13 protein-coding genes and 1 pseudogene are annotated in these 14,309 nt (G+C 63.5%); 3 read left to right on the forward strand and 11 right to left on the reverse strand.

Annotation, left to right across the window (positions count from 1 at the left end; genetic code table 11):
• The 6 genes and pseudogenes from EN932_RS00565 to EN932_RS00590 form a co-directional block, all read right to left on the reverse strand.
• Window positions 1–271: pseudogene (locus EN932_RS00565) on the reverse strand (PAS domain-containing protein); the annotation flags it as partial.
• On the reverse strand, window positions 232–1,320 hold the full coding sequence (gene ugpC, locus EN932_RS00570) for a sn-glycerol-3-phosphate ABC transporter ATP-binding protein UgpC (RefSeq protein WP_128368675.1): 1,089 nt from the start codon (window positions 1,318–1,320) through the stop codon (window positions 232–234). The pseudogene EN932_RS00565 and the gene ugpC, both read right to left, overlap by 40 nt.
• A gap of 24 nt (window positions 1,321–1,344) precedes the next feature.
• Entirely contained in the window at window positions 1,345–3,009 is a 1,665-nt protein-coding gene (locus EN932_RS00575) for an alpha-glucosidase (protein ID WP_128336337.1), read from the reverse strand.
• Window positions 3,010–3,013: 4 nt separating this feature from the next.
• Entirely contained in the window at window positions 3,014–4,168 is a 1,155-nt protein-coding gene (locus EN932_RS00580) for a carbohydrate ABC transporter permease (protein ID WP_064992880.1), read from the reverse strand.
• Between the two features lies 1 nt (window position 4,169).
• Window positions 4,170–5,183, reverse strand: coding sequence for a sugar ABC transporter permease (locus tag EN932_RS00585; RefSeq protein ID WP_063169814.1), 1,014 nt, complete (start codon window positions 5,181–5,183; stop codon window positions 4,170–4,172).
• Window positions 5,184–5,411: 228 nt separating this feature from the next.
• A complete protein-coding gene (locus tag EN932_RS00590) occupies window positions 5,412–6,767 on the reverse strand; it encodes an ABC transporter substrate-binding protein (RefSeq protein WP_013528261.1) in 1,356 nt (451 codons plus the stop codon).
• A gap of 361 nt (window positions 6,768–7,128) precedes the next feature.
• Between EN932_RS00590 and EN932_RS00595 the strand changes: the two genes are divergently transcribed.
• Complete coding sequence (locus EN932_RS00595) at window positions 7,129–8,151, forward strand: substrate-binding domain-containing protein (RefSeq protein ID WP_013528260.1); 1,023 nt, start codon at window positions 7,129–7,131, stop codon at window positions 8,149–8,151.
• Window positions 8,152–8,270: 119 nt separating this feature from the next.
• On the opposite strand, the gene EN932_RS00600 is transcribed toward EN932_RS00595, so the two are convergent.
• On the reverse strand, window positions 8,271–9,179 hold the full coding sequence (locus tag EN932_RS00600) for a LysR family transcriptional regulator (RefSeq protein ID WP_013528259.1): 909 nt from the start codon (window positions 9,177–9,179) through the stop codon (window positions 8,271–8,273).
• A gap of 78 nt (window positions 9,180–9,257) precedes the next feature.
• On the opposite strand from EN932_RS00600, the gene EN932_RS00605 reads away from it, so the two are divergent.
• Together EN932_RS00605 and EN932_RS00610 are read left to right on the forward strand one after the other, a co-directional pair.
• On the forward strand, window positions 9,258–10,076 hold the full coding sequence (locus tag EN932_RS00605; protein ID WP_128368676.1) for a class I SAM-dependent methyltransferase: 819 nt from the start codon (window positions 9,258–9,260) through the stop codon (window positions 10,074–10,076).
• Window positions 10,077–10,099: 23 nt separating this feature from the next.
• Window positions 10,100–10,609 carry a hypothetical protein gene (locus EN932_RS00610; RefSeq protein ID WP_013528257.1) on the forward strand — a complete coding sequence of 170 codons (510 nt, stop codon included), beginning with the start codon at window positions 10,100–10,102 and terminating at the stop codon, window positions 10,607–10,609.
• Here EN932_RS00610 and EN932_RS00615 read toward each other — a convergent pair.
• From EN932_RS00615 to EN932_RS00630, 4 genes are all read right to left on the reverse strand, one after another.
• Window positions 10,606–12,042: a S8 family serine peptidase gene (locus tag EN932_RS00615; RefSeq protein ID WP_127385129.1), complete on the reverse strand. Its 1,437-nt coding sequence runs from the start codon at window positions 12,040–12,042 to the stop codon at window positions 10,606–10,608. The two genes, EN932_RS00610 and EN932_RS00615, sit on opposite strands and share 4 nt — an antisense overlap.
• Entirely contained in the window at window positions 12,032–12,700 is a 669-nt protein-coding gene (locus EN932_RS00620) for a hypothetical protein (protein WP_013528255.1), read from the reverse strand. The genes EN932_RS00615 and EN932_RS00620 overlap by 11 nt, the downstream gene beginning before the upstream one ends.
• A complete protein-coding gene (locus EN932_RS00625; protein ID WP_013528254.1) occupies window positions 12,697–13,263 on the reverse strand; it encodes a sigma-70 family RNA polymerase sigma factor in 567 nt (188 codons plus the stop codon). The genes EN932_RS00620 and EN932_RS00625 overlap by 4 nt, the downstream gene beginning before the upstream one ends.
• Before the next feature lie 170 nt (window positions 13,264–13,433).
• On the reverse strand, window positions 13,434–14,273 hold the full coding sequence (locus EN932_RS00630) for an alkaline phosphatase family protein (protein ID WP_127368851.1): 840 nt from the start codon (window positions 14,271–14,273) through the stop codon (window positions 13,434–13,436).
• Between the last annotated feature and the right edge of the window lie 36 nt (window positions 14,274–14,309).

Raw genomic sequence — 14,309 nt, forward strand, 5'->3', positions numbered from 1 at the left:
CCTTCTTCCGCTCCGTAATGTCGCGTGTGATCTTCGCGAACCCCAGGAGTTCGCCATCCTCGTGCCGAATGGCGTCGATGACCACGTGGGACCAGAACGTAGTTCCGTCTTTGCGTATACGCCAGCCTTCGCGCTCAACTCGCCCTTCACGGGCGGCGATCTCCAGGGCACTTTGCGGACTGCCCCGCTCACGGTCCTCGGGCGTATAGAATTGGGAAAAGTGCCTGCCGATTATTTCATCTGCCGAATAACCCTTGATGCGTTCCGCACCCGCATAATGCGCTGACCCTTGGCGTTGAACAGATGCAACTGGGTGAGGTCCGGCGCCAGGAAAACCTTCTGGCCCGGCATCACGGAAATCCGCTCGCGCAGCAACGCGCTCAAGGTGTTGTTGCCGGCTTTGGCCATGACAAGGGTTTCCGCGCCGGTCGGCTCGACCACTTCGACCACCGCCGGCACGCCGCTGTCTGAGAGCTTGAGATGTTCGGGCCGGATGCCCCAGGCAAGCGCACTTTCGCCCTGTCCCAACGCAGGCAGCGGAAATACCGTGCCGTCGCTGGCGACAAAACCGTCCGTAGTGGTGCGGCCGTCCAGGATGTTCATGGCCGGCGAGCCGATGAACTGGGCAACGAACAGATTGCCGGGCTTCTTGTAGAGGTCCATCGGCGTGCCGACCTGCTCGATATGGCCGTCCTTGAGCACCACGATGCGGTCGGCCAGCGTCATCGCCTCGACCTGGTCGTGGGTAACGTAGATCATGGTCGTGTTGGGCATCGATTCCTTGAGCTTGGCGATCTCGATGCGGGTGGCGACGCGCAGCGCGGCGTCGAGGTTCGAAAGCGGCTCGTCGAACAGGAACACCTTCGGATTGCGCACGATGGCGCGGCCGATGGCGACGCGCTGGCGCTGGCCACCCGACATCGCCTTGGGCAGGCGGTCGAGATATTTGGTCAGCTGCAGGATCTCGGCGGCCTGGCGCACGCGGCGGTCGATCTCGGCCTTGTTCTCTTTGCCGATCTTCATCGAGAACGCCATGTTGTCGTAGACGGTCATGTGCGGGTACAGCGCGTAGGACTGGAACACCATGGCGATGCCCCGCTTCGACGGCGGCACGTCGTTCACCACTTCGCCGGCTATTCTGAGTTCGCCGGAGGTGATTTCCTCGAGCCCGGCGATCGACCTCAGCAATGTCGACTTGCCGCAGCCCGACGGGCCGACGAAGACGATGAACTCGCCCGACCTAATATCGAGGTCGATGCCGTGGAGAATGTTCAGATTGCCGTAGGACTTCTTCACTTGTCTTAGCGTGACATCGGCCATTGGTTTCCTCCAGTGATTGGAAATTCAGTCGAGACGCCCGAACCAGGCGCCGTAGCCGCCAAGCTCGATGGAACCGCTGCTCGCCTGCCCCGAAAATCCGTGCCCGGGCAGAGGTTGCAGCGATCGGCCGCCAAGGTCAACCTTGGCCCGCCCGGCTCCCAGATTGAAGACGCAGACGATCTGCTCGTTGCCTGCGCGGCGCGTGAAGGCCACGGTATCTCCCTCACTTTCGATGAAGGTGATGTCGCCCTTGGCCAGCGCCGGATGGGCACGCCGGAAGCTGAGAAAGCGCCGGTAGTGCTCGAGCAGCGAAGCCTCGTCGCCCTGCTGGACATTGACCGCTTGCGCCAAATGCTTGGCCGGCACCGGCAGCCAGGGTTTTGCCTGGGAGAAGCCGCCATTCTTGGCGCCGCCGTCCCACACCATCGGTGTGCGGCAGCCGTCGCGGCCCTTGAATTCAGGCCAGAAGCGGATGCCGTAGGGATCCTGCAAATCCTCGAACCGAAGGTCGGCCTCGCCGAGCCCAAGTTCCTCACCCTGATAGATGCAGACCGAACCGCGCAAGGACATCAGCAGCGCCGAGATGACCTTGAGGTAGGCGGTCGGGTCGGGCTCATTGGCGGCCCAGCGCGAGGCCGGGCGCATTACATCGTGGTTGGAGAAGGCCCAGCACGACCAGCCATCGCTGGCGACCTTGCCGAAGGATTCCAGCACCGAGCGGACCTTGCCCGCGCTGATCTTTTCCGGCGCCAGGAAATCGAAGGAGTAGCACATGTGCACGCGCTTGCCGCCGGCGGTGTAGGCGGCCACCACTTCAAGCCCACGCTGCGAATCGCCGACCTCGCCGACCGCTGCCGTTGCCGGATATTCATCGAGCAGGGCACGGAACCGTTCGAGGAAGCCGAGATTCTCGGGCCGGCTCTTGTCGTAGAGATGGTCCTGGTAGTTGTAGGGGTTGACCGCCGGCGCGGTCTGGTCGTTGCGCTCTTCTGGCGGCAGCGGCGGGGTGTTTTCCAAGCCCTGGCTGTGGAAGTAGAAATTGATGGTGTCGAGCCGGAAACCATCGACGCCGCGCTCCAGCCAGAAGCGGGTGACGTCGAGCAACGCGTCCTGGACTTCGTGGTTGTGGAAGTTGAGGTCGGGCTGCTCGGCCAAGAAATTGTGCATGTAATATTGCTGGCGGCTGGTGTCCCATTGCCAGGCCGAGCCGCCGAAGATCGACAGCCAGTTGTTGGGCGGCGTGCCGTCCGGCCTGGCGTCTGCCCAGACGTACCAGTCGGCTTTCGGGTTGCTGCGGCTCGACCGGCTTTCCTTGAACCAGGGATGATTGTCGGCGGTGTGCGACAGCACCTCGTCGATCATCACCTTCAAGCCCAACCTGTGTGCCTCGGCGGTCAGCGCGTCGAAGTCGGCCAACGTGCCGAACATCGGATCGACATCGCAGTAATCCGACACGTCATAGCCGAAATCCTTCATCGGCGACTTGAAGAACGGCGAAATCCAGATAGCGTCCGCGCCGAGTGCGGCGATGTAGGCGAGGCGGCCTATGATGCCCTTGAGATCGCCGATGCCGTCGCCGTTCGAGTCCTGGTAGCTGCGCGGATAGATCTGGTAGATCACCGCGCCCCGCCACCAGTCGCGATCGATGGCGAGGTCAGGCTTCGAGCTGGCCTTCAAAGCGGATTGCATCGTCTCAGCCTCCTTTCACCGAGCCGGCAAGCAGCCCGCGGACAAAATAGCGCTGCAGCGAGAAGAACACGATCAGCGGCACGATGATGGTCACGAAAGCCGATGTCGTCAGAATCTCCCAGTCGCCGCCGCGTGAGCCCAACAGCGCGTTGAGCTTGGCGGTCAGCACAATCTGGTCTGCCTCTGTGCCGAGGAAAACCATCGCCACCAGCAGATCGTTCCATACCCACAGGAACTGGAAGATGGCAAACGAAGCCAGCACCGGAAACGACAGCGGCAAGACGATCTTGACGAAGATCTCGAAATCGCTGGCGCCGTCGATGCGCGCCGATTCCATGATTTCGCGCGGCAGGCCGGCAATGTAGCTGCGCAGCAGGTAGATGGCGAAGGGCAGGCCGAAGCCGGTATGCGCCAGCCAGATGCCGAGATAGGTCTTCGACGGCATGCCGAAGAAAGCGCCGACGCCGTTGTAGAGTTTCAACAGCGGGATCAGCGACATCTGCAATGGCACCACCAGCAAGCCGATGATGACCGCGATCAGCAGCGCCCGGCCGGGAAACCGCATCCAGGCCAGCGCATAGGCGGCAAAGGCGGCGATCAGGATCGGGATGACGGTCGCCGGAATGGTGACGGTCAGGGAATTCATGAAAGACCGTCCGATGCCTTCGGAAAACAGCACGGTTTTGTAATTATCGGTGGTGAATTTCGGCGGCGCCGACGAAGCATAATAGACGCGCTGGCCGCGATCGCCTTCGAACGCTTTCGGGGACTGCATGACGAAGCTGCCGTCGGCATTGAGCTGCAAGGTCACGCCGTCGCCGAGATCGGCTGTGGTGCCGGCGGGATACTGCGTCGGTGCCGCCGATTTGACCCCGAAGGCGCTGATGTCGCGCTTGGCGCCGTCGCCAAAGATATTGCCCTCGAGCACGAACTTGCCGGCCTTCTCGACTTGCGCCGAGGCGGGCGGCAGCCGGCCGGCTTCGGTCTGGGTGGAACTGGCGAACGAGTTCCACCAGCCCGAGGCGATGATCTGGTTCTTGTCGCGCAGCGACGAGACCAGGATGCCGAGGGTCGGTATGGTCCAGATCGCGACGAAGATGAGCACGGCGATGTGGACGCCGAAGCGGCTGGCGAAGGAATTTCCGGTCGCGACGGCCATCTCAATGTCCTCCCGTCTCTTTGTTCGCCTGTCGGATGTTCCAGACCATGATCGGAATGACCGCAATCATGATGATGATGGCGATGGTGGCGCCGCGGCCGAAATCGCCGCCGCCGCGGAACATCCAGTCGAACATCAGATTGGCCAGCACCTGGCTGTTCCACTGGCCGTTGGTCATGGTCAGCACGATGTCGAACACTTTGAGCACCAGAATGGTGATCGTGGTCCAGACCACGGCGATGGTGCCCCAGATCTGCGGCACCATGATCTTCCAGAAGATCTGGAACGGATTGGCGCCGTCGATGACGGCGGCTTCCAGCGTTTCCTCGGGGATGCCGCGCAGGGCGGAAGACAGGATGACCATGGCAAAGCCGGTCTGGATCCAGATCAGGATGATCATCAGGAAGAAATTGTTCCAGAACGGCAGCGATATCCAGACCTGCGGCTGGCCGCCGAAATGCTGGATGATGGCGTTGAGGATGCCGATCTGCGTCTGGCCCTCGCCCCGATACTCGTAGATGAATTTCCAGATCACGCTGGCGCCGACGAAGGAGATCGCCAATGGCAGGAAGATCAGGCTCTTGGCGATCGTGCCCCACCAGATCTTGTCCGTAAGCACGGCGATGATCAGCCCGAGGAAGGTGCAGGCGGCCGGCACCACCGCCAGCCAGATGATGTTGTTGAGGATCGAGTTGCGGAACTCGCGGTCGCCGAACGCCCATTCATAGTTCGCCAGGCCGACGAAACTGATGCCGCCGCGATCGAGGAACGACAGCCGCAGCGTCTCGACCACCGGATAGATCAGGTAAATGGTGAGGATGATCATCGCCGGGCCGACGAACAGCCATGGGCGGACCAACCCTTGCCGGCGTAGATTGTCGATGGCCGCGGCACCGGCGACGCCGCGTGACGGGAATATCAGGTCGACCAGTTTGTTGGCGCCCCAGAAATAGGCGACGCAACCGCCGACGCCGACGATGATGACGAATATGGCCGAGAAAATCTGAGCCGCCATGGGTCCCTCTCCCCCTGCGCATGACCCGACAAGGAATGACCTTGGTGACGGGGACCAGGCGCCGATTCAGTTGTTTGGAGCGCGTCATCGGCGGCTTGCGCACATTGCCGATCGCGCTTCATGTCAATGCGCTCATGACGAAAGGCTGCGGCACGGGCCGCCGTCGGATCCGGGCCGGTATGGTCCGGATCCAGTGCGAGAATGGTTGGTCGTCTACGTGCCAGCCGTCTACTTGATGGCGTCCCAGCTCTTCTGGATGTCGGTGGCGACGTCCTGTGCCGACTTGCCGCCGACCAGGTCGATCATGCCGGTCCAGAAGGCGCCGGCGCCGATCTTGCCCGGCATCAGGTCGGAACCGTCGAAGCGGAAAGTCGAGGCATTGGCGAGGATTTCGCCCTGTTTCTTCAGCGCGTCGCTGGCATAGGCATCCTTGTTGACCGACTTGAGCGGCGTCACGAAGCCGCCCTCGGCCATCCAGATCTCGTGGGCGAGCGGCATCTTCAGGAATTCGATGAACGCGCGCGCACTCTTGCTGTCCTTGGTGATCATCGCCAGCGTACCGGCGCCGAGCACGGGCGTGCCCAGTTCAGGCTTGGCGGCATAGGGCGGGAAGTAGAAGAAGTCCGCGTCCTGGCCGACCTTGGTGCCTTCCGGGAAGAAGGTCGGAATGAACGATGCCTGGTGGTGCAGGTAGCATTTCGGCGGCACCGAAAAGAGGCCCTTCGGGCTGTCGCGGAAGTCGGTCGCCGCAACCGCCTTGGCGCCGCCGTCGACCATCTTGTCGTCGGTCGCGATCTTGCCGAAAATGTCGATGGCGTTGACCACCGCCGGATCGTTGAACGGGATCTCGTTCTTCACCCATTTGTCGTAGACCTCCGGAGGCTGGGTGCGCAGCATCAGGTCTTCGACCCAGTCGGTTGCCGGCCAGCCGGTGGCACCGCCGGAGCCGAGGCCGATGCACCACGGCTTGCCGCCATCGGCGATGATCTTCTTTTCGAGATCGGCGAGTTCTTCCTGGGTCTTCGGCACCTTGTAGCCGGCTTCCTCGAAATTATCCGGCGAGTACCAGACCAGCGACTTCACGTCGGCCTTGTAAGGGAAGGCGAAGAAGCCCGGCTTGCCGTCCTTGTCCTTGAAGGTGCCGAGATCGACCCATGACTGGCCGGCGCCGTAATTGTCCTTGACCCATTTGGCGGTGTCGTCACCGAGCGGCGTCAAAAGGCCCTTCGACGCCAGGTCCTGGATGAGGCCCGGCTGCGGCAGCACGGCGATGTTGGGCGGGCTGCCGGCCTGCGTGTCGATGACGATCTGCTGCTCGTAATTCTCCGAGGAGGAGTATTTGATCTCGACGCCGGTGGCTTCCGAGAAATAGTCGAGAACGCCGCGCACCAGGCCTTCGTCCTCGCCGCGCCACGGTCCGAAGATCGACAGCGTCTCACCCTTGAGGTCGACTTTCTTGAGCTCTTCGTAGTTCGCCCAGTTGAAGCGCTTGTCTTCGCCGGGCTTGAACTTCAGTTCGGCCTGCGCGGGCGCGTTCAGGGCGAACGTGGCAAACGCAGCACCCAGCAAAAGCATTTTCTTCATCGGTATTCCTCCCAGTGGGTCTCACACACCGGACGGAACCTCCATTCCGCCCGCCGACGCCGCAGGACTGTGACTCAGTCGGAAAGGAACCGCAACCTTTCGAAGAGTCTTCCAAAGCGCTTTGGCTTTTCCGATCACGCCATTGAATCGCGGGGAAGTCAAGAGGCTGGCGAATCAATCGATTTAGGTTCGCGCATTTGCGCCCTAAAAGTGCGTCGCAGCATGCTATTATGGCAGTGCAGCAGCAATTTTTGTTTCAAACATGCCCAAACCGCGTCTATGGTTGGGCTTCGTATGGCTCGGCCCCGATGGCACTTGGGTCGATTCAATTTAAAAGCGCTTTGAGGGAATGGAGACTTTCGTGAACCTCAAGCAGCTCGCCCACATGCTGGCACTTTCGCAAACCACGGTAAGCCGCGCGCTGAACGGCTATCCCGAGGTCAATGAGGAGACGCGCAGGCGTGTCATGGATGCCGCCAAGCGCCATGGCTATCGGCCCAACCCGAGCGCGCGCCGGCTGGCGACCGGCAAGACCGGCATGATCGGCTATGTCCTGCCGACCGGTGCGTCCGTCGACATCGATCCGCATTTCGTCGAGTTCCTGTCCGGCCTTGGCGACTATGCTCGCTCGCACGAGCTCGACCTTGTGCTGTCGCCGGCCGACGCCGACGACCAGGAGACGACCTACCGGCGCATCGTCGCCAACCGGCAGGTCGACGCTGTTTATATCTCCTCTCCAAGGCCCGCTGACCGGCGCGTGGCGCTGGTCAACACGCTCGGCATTCCCTTCATCGTCCATGGCCGCAGTGAGGGCTTCGATTTCGACTACGCCTTCACCGACATCGACAATGAGGGCGCCTTCCACGAAGCGGCCAGGCTGCTGATCCAGCTCGGTCATCGGCGGCTGGCGCTGATCAACGGTGACGGCCGCGAGACCTTCGCCATCCATCGCGAACGCGGCGTGCGCCGGGCACTCGCCGCGAGCGGACTGACATTGATCGAACGCCATGTCTGCTCGGTCGATATGACCGAGGAGAACGGCTATCGCGCCACCAGGCGTTTGCTGGAAGGGGACGACGCGCCGACGGCGATCGCCTGCTCCAGCCTGATCATGGCGCTGGGCGTCGTGCGTGCGGTGCGCGACCTCGGCTTGAGCATCCCGGGCGACGTCTCGCTGATCGCCCATGACGATGTCTTCCCCTGGCTGAGGCCGGAGAATTTCTCGGTGCCGCTGTCGACGACGCGTTCATCGATCCGTCTCGCCGGCGCCCGTGTCGCCGAGCGGCTGGCGGCACGGATTTCAGGACTGGAGGAGGGCGCGCGAGGCGAGGTCTGGCCGGTCGACCTGGTGGTGAGAGGGTCAGTCGCCGGTGCGCCGGCGTAGCTGGAGATCAAAGCCATGTGCTCTGCGGGATCGAGTTGAGACGCGACACTCACGCCGCATCAATCTCGCCCGACGCCGGCAGTAGCGAGACCACCGCAAGGGGGCCGGATTCCGACATCTCACGCCGCGGATTTGAGGTGGTCGATGAAGGCGCGCAGCTTCGGCAGGACTTGGCGCTTGCCGGGATGATACAGGAAGACGCCGGGCGTCGTGGCGGCAATGCCGTCCAGCACCGGTTCCAGTTTACCTTCGGCTATCGGAGCTTCAGCGATTGGTCGAGGCGTCTGCGCCAGCCCGACGCCCCGCATCGCGGCCCCGAGCAATGTCGGATAATCGTGCGCTATCAGCGGGCCTGAGAGCATCGCCTCGATCGTCTCGTTGCCGTCGACGAAAGCCCAGGGCGCTATGGCGCCATTCGAACGGCGCAAGCGCAGGCAGGCGTGGTTGCGCAGATCATCGACGCGTTCGGGGCGGCCGTGGCGTTTGAGATAGTCAGGGCTGCCGACGACCACGAACGAAAACGATGGGGTTAGCCGCACCGCGACCATGTCGACCGCGATGAACTGGCCGAGACGGATGCCGGCATCGAACCCGCCGGCCGCGAGATCGACCATCTCGTCGCTCGCGGCGATCTCCAGCTCGATCTCGGGGTAAGCCCGGCAGAACGACGCGATCATCGGCTCCAGGATCAACGGCACGACAGCGCGGGGCACGGAGAGGCGCAGCAGACCGGTCGGCCGTTGGCCGATGTCACGCACGGCCTCGCCGGCCGCGACGAGTTCTTCGAAAGCAGGGCCGGCACGATCGAGGAACCGCTGGCCAGGCTCGGTCAAGCCGACGCTCCGTGTCGTGCGGACGAACAGCGCCGCACCCATGCGTGCCTCCAGCGCGCGCACCGCCTGGCTCACGGCGGACGGTGTCACGCCGAGTTGCGCTGCGGCGCGGCGGAAGTTGCGGTGCCTGGCGACAGCCAGGAACGCCTCGATGCCCTCCAGCGCACCATGTCGGACTGTGTAGTTCTGCTTCATAGGTTGTTGTTATTACGCCGGGTAGTCGAATTATGGAAGTGGGCCTAGGTATGAGCTGAACCTAGGAGACATCATGCGATGACCGATGAACTTGAAGGGGTACGCGACCATTATCGCGCGACGGGCCTGACCGAGCGGCTGAAGACGGTGTTGGCTGCCCTCGGCCCGGAGGACCAGCTCCTCACGCCCCAACAATTGGGCGTTCTCGACCAGTTTCACACCCGTGGGCTAGCTGCCACCGGCGAGCTTGCCCAATTGGCGGGGATCGCTGCCGGCATGTCGATACTGGACGTCGGCTCGGGCGTCGGTGGGCCGGCGCGCTTTCTGGCTGCGACCTATGGCTGCCGGGTTACTGGCGTGGATCTCAGCGAGCCTTTCGTGGATGCCGCGCGCTATCTGACCGAGCGCACGGGACAGAGCGGGCAGCTGTCGTTCCAGACCGCCAGCGCATTGGAGCTCCCATTCGACGATGGCCGTTTCGACGCGGTGCTGTTGCAGCACGTGGCGATGAACATCTCTGACCGGACGCTGCTCTACAGCGAGATTCGGCGCGTGCTGAAGCCAGGCGGCAGGTTTGCCACATACGACGTCGTGTTGTCTGGAGGCGAGCCGCACTATGCGCTTCCCTGGGCGAGAACGCCGGCGACGAGCTTTCTCCTAACAGCCGGTGCGACGCGCGAGGCGATCGAACCGGCCAGCTTCCGCATGCTGGCATGGCAAGACGACACCGACGCCGCCAAGGCGTGGTTCGCACAGTTGCGCGCGTCGGGGCCGCCGCCTTCGCCCAATCTCGGCGTGGTGATGGGACCGGACTTCGCTGAGCTTGCGGCCAACCTCGGACGAAATCTTATGCAAGGTCGGCTCGGTATCCTGACCGCAGTGTTCGAGGCCGCATGAACCAATTGTCGAGAGGAGGCCAGATGTCCACCGAAGTCCTATTCCAAATCCATCTTGTTCTGGGCTATGTCGCGTGGCTGCTTTGCTTCGCTACATACGGTTTGCCGTGGCTCAGGTCGATGGACCGGGTCGCGGCGCAGCGCGCTGTTGCCGCTCTGCACAGCTTCCGCTTCTTCGGGCTGGTCTTCCTCGTTCCGGGTGTCGTCAGCCCCGATTTGCCTGCCGGCTTTGCCGTGTTTGCTGCCTACGGCGACCTTGCAACAGGAGTGCTGGCCATGCTGGCGCTGCTCACGGTGAGGATACCTCAGCTCTTCTGGGCGCTCGTCGTCGCCTTCAATCTGGTCGGGACGGTCGACCTCATCGTGGACTATTACCACGCCATCCAGGTCGGCCTCCCCCAGCGTGCGGGCGAACTGGGCGCCACCTACGCGATCCCGATCATCTACGTGCCGCTGCTGATGATCACGCACATCGTCGCGTTCTATTTTCTGGTGCGTCCTCCGCAAGCCGCGGCTTGGACTGTCGCAGACTAGTCCTTTGCCGCCGCCGCCTTGATGTCCAGCAGGCCGTAGCCGAAATCATTGTCGCGTCCCTTGGGGCCGAGATCCCTGGCCGTTGCCGCGAGCGCCTTTTCGATGTCGTCGGCCGAGCGATCGGGCGCGGCATGGATGAGATTGGCGATGGCGCCGCTCACGATCGCCGCGGCAAACGAGGTGCCTGTGACCACATCCGAGCCGGCGCCGCTCGGCGCCACCATCTCGACGCCGGGTGCCGAGATGAAGACATAGGCGCCGCGATTGGCCTGCGGCATCAGCCCGTCCTTGGCATCGGTGGCGGTCACCGCGATGACACCATCGAAGGCGGCCGGATAGCCATAGGGTGCCTTCGGCCCGTTGTTACCGGCTGCGGCGACCAGCACCATGCCGAGCGCGCGGGCATTGCGGCAGGCGACGCCGAGCAAATCGTTCTTCGGCCCGACAAAGCTCATATTGATGATGCGCACGTCCTGTTCCGCCGCCCAGTCGAGCGCCGACAGGATGACGTCCATGGTCGACTTGCCGCCCTCGAAGGCGCGGGCGTGATAGATTTTTGCGCCCGGTGCCATGCCTTCCAGCGCGCCGACGCCGGCGATCAGCCCGTCGATCGACGTGCCGTGATCGCGCTTTTCGATCGGCACGTCGGGCATGGCGTCGAACTGCCCGGCAATGACGCCCGAGAGCGCCGGGTTGGTGTCGTCGATGCCGGTGTCGATCACCGCGATGCGGACGTTTTCTCCGCTGGCCTGCTTGGAATCGAGTGCAATGCGGTCGAACGCATAGTTGACGATGCCGGCGGCCTGCTGCAGCGAATAGACGTGATTGGGCTCGCGCCGCTGGGTGCGGCCGTCGGCGGCCAGTTGCGCCAGCACGACGCCGACGGGCCGGCCGTCGGGAATGCCGAAGCGCACCAGTGTGGTGCCAAGCAGCCGCGACTGGCGCTGCGAGCGCACCTGCAGGCCGAAGGAGGCGGCGATCTGCTGGACAGCGCCGGCATCGCCGTCGACGGTCACCAGCACCTCGTCGGGCACGAAATCGCCAACCACCGCGCGCCGCGGCTGAACGGCAATGAGATCGGTCGGCGAGACGATCGGGCCACCGGGCGGGGGGCCGGCTTGAGTATCGGCCGGCGGCGTCGCCGGTTCGGGCCGTGGCGTCGGCACAGGGGTCGGGGGCGCCGCCGGGTTGGGAAACAGGTCGACGATCAGGGCCGGCAGGAACACCGCGCCGGATTGCGCCGCATCCGATCCGCCCTCTGTGTCGCTGCCATCCTTGGCGCAGTCGGCGCCTGCCGCATTGGTCCCGTCGCGGCAGTCGATTTTCGTCTGGTCGGGATTGGGATCTTTGGTCTGCGCCGACGCGGGCACGGCGACGGTTATCATCGCCGCCGCAAGCATTGCCGCAAATCGAATGACCGCCTCAGCCGCCATCAAGCGGTTTCCTTCCCTCGATCACAGTCTCCGTGAAAGCCTGGGCGGCAACAAGGCCGATTTGCCTGGTGTAGTCGGCTGCGTTGGCAGCAGGGATGCCAAGCCGGAACACGCCGTCGGCGGTCGGTCCGCCGACGATCTTCAGCCCGTTGCTGCCGAGGAAGGCGGAAATGTCCGACATCTTCGCATCCGGCTTGAACTTGACCAGGGCGTACGGCATTTTCGCCAGATCGTCTTGCGCGCCGGCAATCTCGAAATCATTGCCCTTTCCGCCGGGTTCGACAAACGACTGCACCATGACCAGAGCCAGCAGAACCGCGGCTGCCGCCCAGGCGACGCCGACCGGCACCGCCATGAAGCGGCCCCAGGCCTGCGCCAGCCAGGACGATCCTGCCGGCTTGCGCGCAGGCCCGGCCTCGGCGTCGAGTGCCTTGGCAAAGCGGCTGAGCGCATCGGCCGGCGGCCGGATTGCTTCGTTGGCGGCCGTGGCGCCGGAGAATTCGGCTTCAGCCTCGCCAAGGGCGGCAAGTGCGGCCGGATCGCTGGCCAGCCATTCCTCGACCGCTTCCAGGTCGGAACCTTCCAGCGAGCCGTTCAGGTAGAACGGCAGCAGCGTTTCCATTTCGTCGCGGCGCGACATCTTTTCAGCGGCGCTCATGGCCAGCCCCTGTCGTAACCGGCGGCCTTGAGAGCCTCGCCGAGTTTCTTGCGGGCGTAGAACATCCGGGTCTTGACGGTGGCGACCGGAATGTCGAGCACCTCGCTGATCTCGCTCACCGACTGCCCGTGATAATAGGCAAGATCGATGACGGCGCGATGCTCTTCCGGCAAGGCGTCGACGAAGCGCCGCAGGGCGGCCGCCTTGTCTTCCTTCATGGTGACGACTTCCGGTGTGTCGGCGCCGTCGGGCACTGCGGCGGCGGCCTCGTCGTCGATCCAGTCTTCCTTTTTCTTGCGCAGAAAGGACAGCGCCTTGAAACGGGCAATGCCGAGCAGCCATGTCGAGACTTCGGAACGCCCTTCGAAGCCGGGCGCCTGACGCCACAGCTCGAGGAAGACTTCGTTGGCGATATCGTCGGCCATCATTTCCGATCCCGTCTGGCGCGCCACGAAGCGGTAGACCCGCGCGTGGTGACGCATGAACAGGAGCCGCACGGCGGCTCGGTCGCCCTTCGCGACCCGGTCGACAAGCGCGCGATCGGTCTCCGTCGCTGCCGTCATGGCCGGTCGAGCCGCCTGGCTCCTGTCTGCTCTGTCGCTGATCGGCCCAAAAAGGTTCATCCTCCGCCAAGGAATTTTGCGGAGGCTAACCGAAGAGCGCGGAGGTTGCCAGAGGTGCGCCTCTTCCTTCTCCCACAAGGGCAGAAGGGAAGAGCTTCGCGGACCGCTTCTCACTCCAAGAAAGACTTCGCCTTCATCGTCGCGGGCACGGGAACACCCAGTCGGCTCAGCACCGTCGGCGCGAGCTGCAGCTGGTCGAGTAGTGTGTCCGCATCCGGCCCTTTGCCTTGTCCAAAATAATACAGCGCGAAATCCTGCATCTCGTCGTCATGGCCGCCGTGATGGCCACGATCGGTCTGGCCGTGATCGGCGGTGACGATCACCTCATAGCCGGCTTCGATCCAGCGTGGCAGGAAGGCGGCCAGCATGCCGTCCATCGCATAGACGGCATGGTCCATCTCGTGGCAGTCGTGGCCGAAGCGGTGTCCCATCGAATCCAGCGTGCAGGTGTGCAGGATGCCGTAGTCGATGCCATGGCGTTTCGTCAGCATGGTCAGCGTCGCGAACAGGTCGACATCGCTCGGCGTCATCTGGTTGCGGAGATTGTAACCGGTCATGGTGTGGAAGCGGCCATGCGTGATCGGCCCGCCTGGCTCGTCGAATTCCATGCCCTCGACCAGGTCGAACGGGAAGGCGCGGAAGAATTCCGACCAGTAGGAATGGGTCACCGCCCCCGTCTTGCCGCCTGCCTTGCTGACCTCGGAGAAGATATCGGGCTGCTCGACGCGGAAACGGTTCTCATTGGAGAGAATCCCGTGCAGCTGCGGCGAAACCCCGGTGTGGATCGAGGCATAGCAGCAGGCCGAGGTCGACGGCAGCACCGAGCGCATCTTCCAGACGCGCGCCTCGCCCGATTGCACCCAGCCTTCGAGATTGCCCATCAGCCGGCGCCAGTTCCGGTAAGGCACGCCATCGAGGATGATCAGCAGAAGCTTGGATTTGAGCGCCACGGGCTGCTCCATGCGGTTGGCGGTTGAAACGGGAAC

Source organism: Mesorhizobium sp. M7A.F.Ca.US.002.01.1.1, from assembly GCF_004022955.1.
GTDB classification, from domain to species: domain Bacteria; phylum Pseudomonadota; class Alphaproteobacteria; order Rhizobiales; family Rhizobiaceae; genus Mesorhizobium; species Mesorhizobium ciceri.

Excerpts from the sequence above, each read along its gene's own strand:
- EN932_RS00600 (WP_013528259.1), bottom strand. The coding sequence starts at position 9,179 with ATGAAGCAGAACTACACAGTCCGACATGGTGCGCTGGAGGGCATCGAG.
- EN932_RS00605 (WP_128368676.1), top strand. The coding sequence starts at position 9,258 with ATGACCGATGAACTTGAAGGGGTACGCGACCATTATCGCGCGACGGGC.
- EN932_RS00585 (WP_063169814.1), bottom strand. The coding sequence starts at position 5,183 with ATGGCGGCTCAGATTTTCTCGGCCATATTCGTCATCATCGTCGGCGTC.
- EN932_RS00580 (WP_064992880.1), bottom strand. The coding sequence starts at position 4,168 with ATGGCCGTCGCGACCGGAAATTCCTTCGCCAGCCGCTTCGGCGTCCAC.
- EN932_RS00625 (WP_013528254.1), bottom strand. The coding sequence starts at position 13,263 with ATGACGGCAGCGACGGAGACCGATCGCGCGCTTGTCGACCGGGTCGCG.
- ugpC (WP_128368675.1), bottom strand. The coding sequence starts at position 1,320 with ATGGCCGATGTCACGCTAAGACAAGTGAAGAAGTCCTACGGCAATCTG.
- EN932_RS00575 (WP_128336337.1), bottom strand. The coding sequence starts at position 3,009 with ATGCAATCCGCTTTGAAGGCCAGCTCGAAGCCTGACCTCGCCATCGAT.
- EN932_RS00620 (WP_013528255.1), bottom strand. The coding sequence starts at position 12,700 with ATGAGCGCCGCTGAAAAGATGTCGCGCCGCGACGAAATGGAAACGCTG.
- EN932_RS00610 (WP_013528257.1), top strand. The coding sequence starts at position 10,100 with ATGTCCACCGAAGTCCTATTCCAAATCCATCTTGTTCTGGGCTATGTC.
- EN932_RS00615 (WP_127385129.1), bottom strand. The coding sequence starts at position 12,042 with ATGGCGGCTGAGGCGGTCATTCGATTTGCGGCAATGCTTGCGGCGGCG.
- EN932_RS00590 (WP_013528261.1), bottom strand. The coding sequence starts at position 6,767 with ATGAAGAAAATGCTTTTGCTGGGTGCTGCGTTTGCCACGTTCGCCCTG.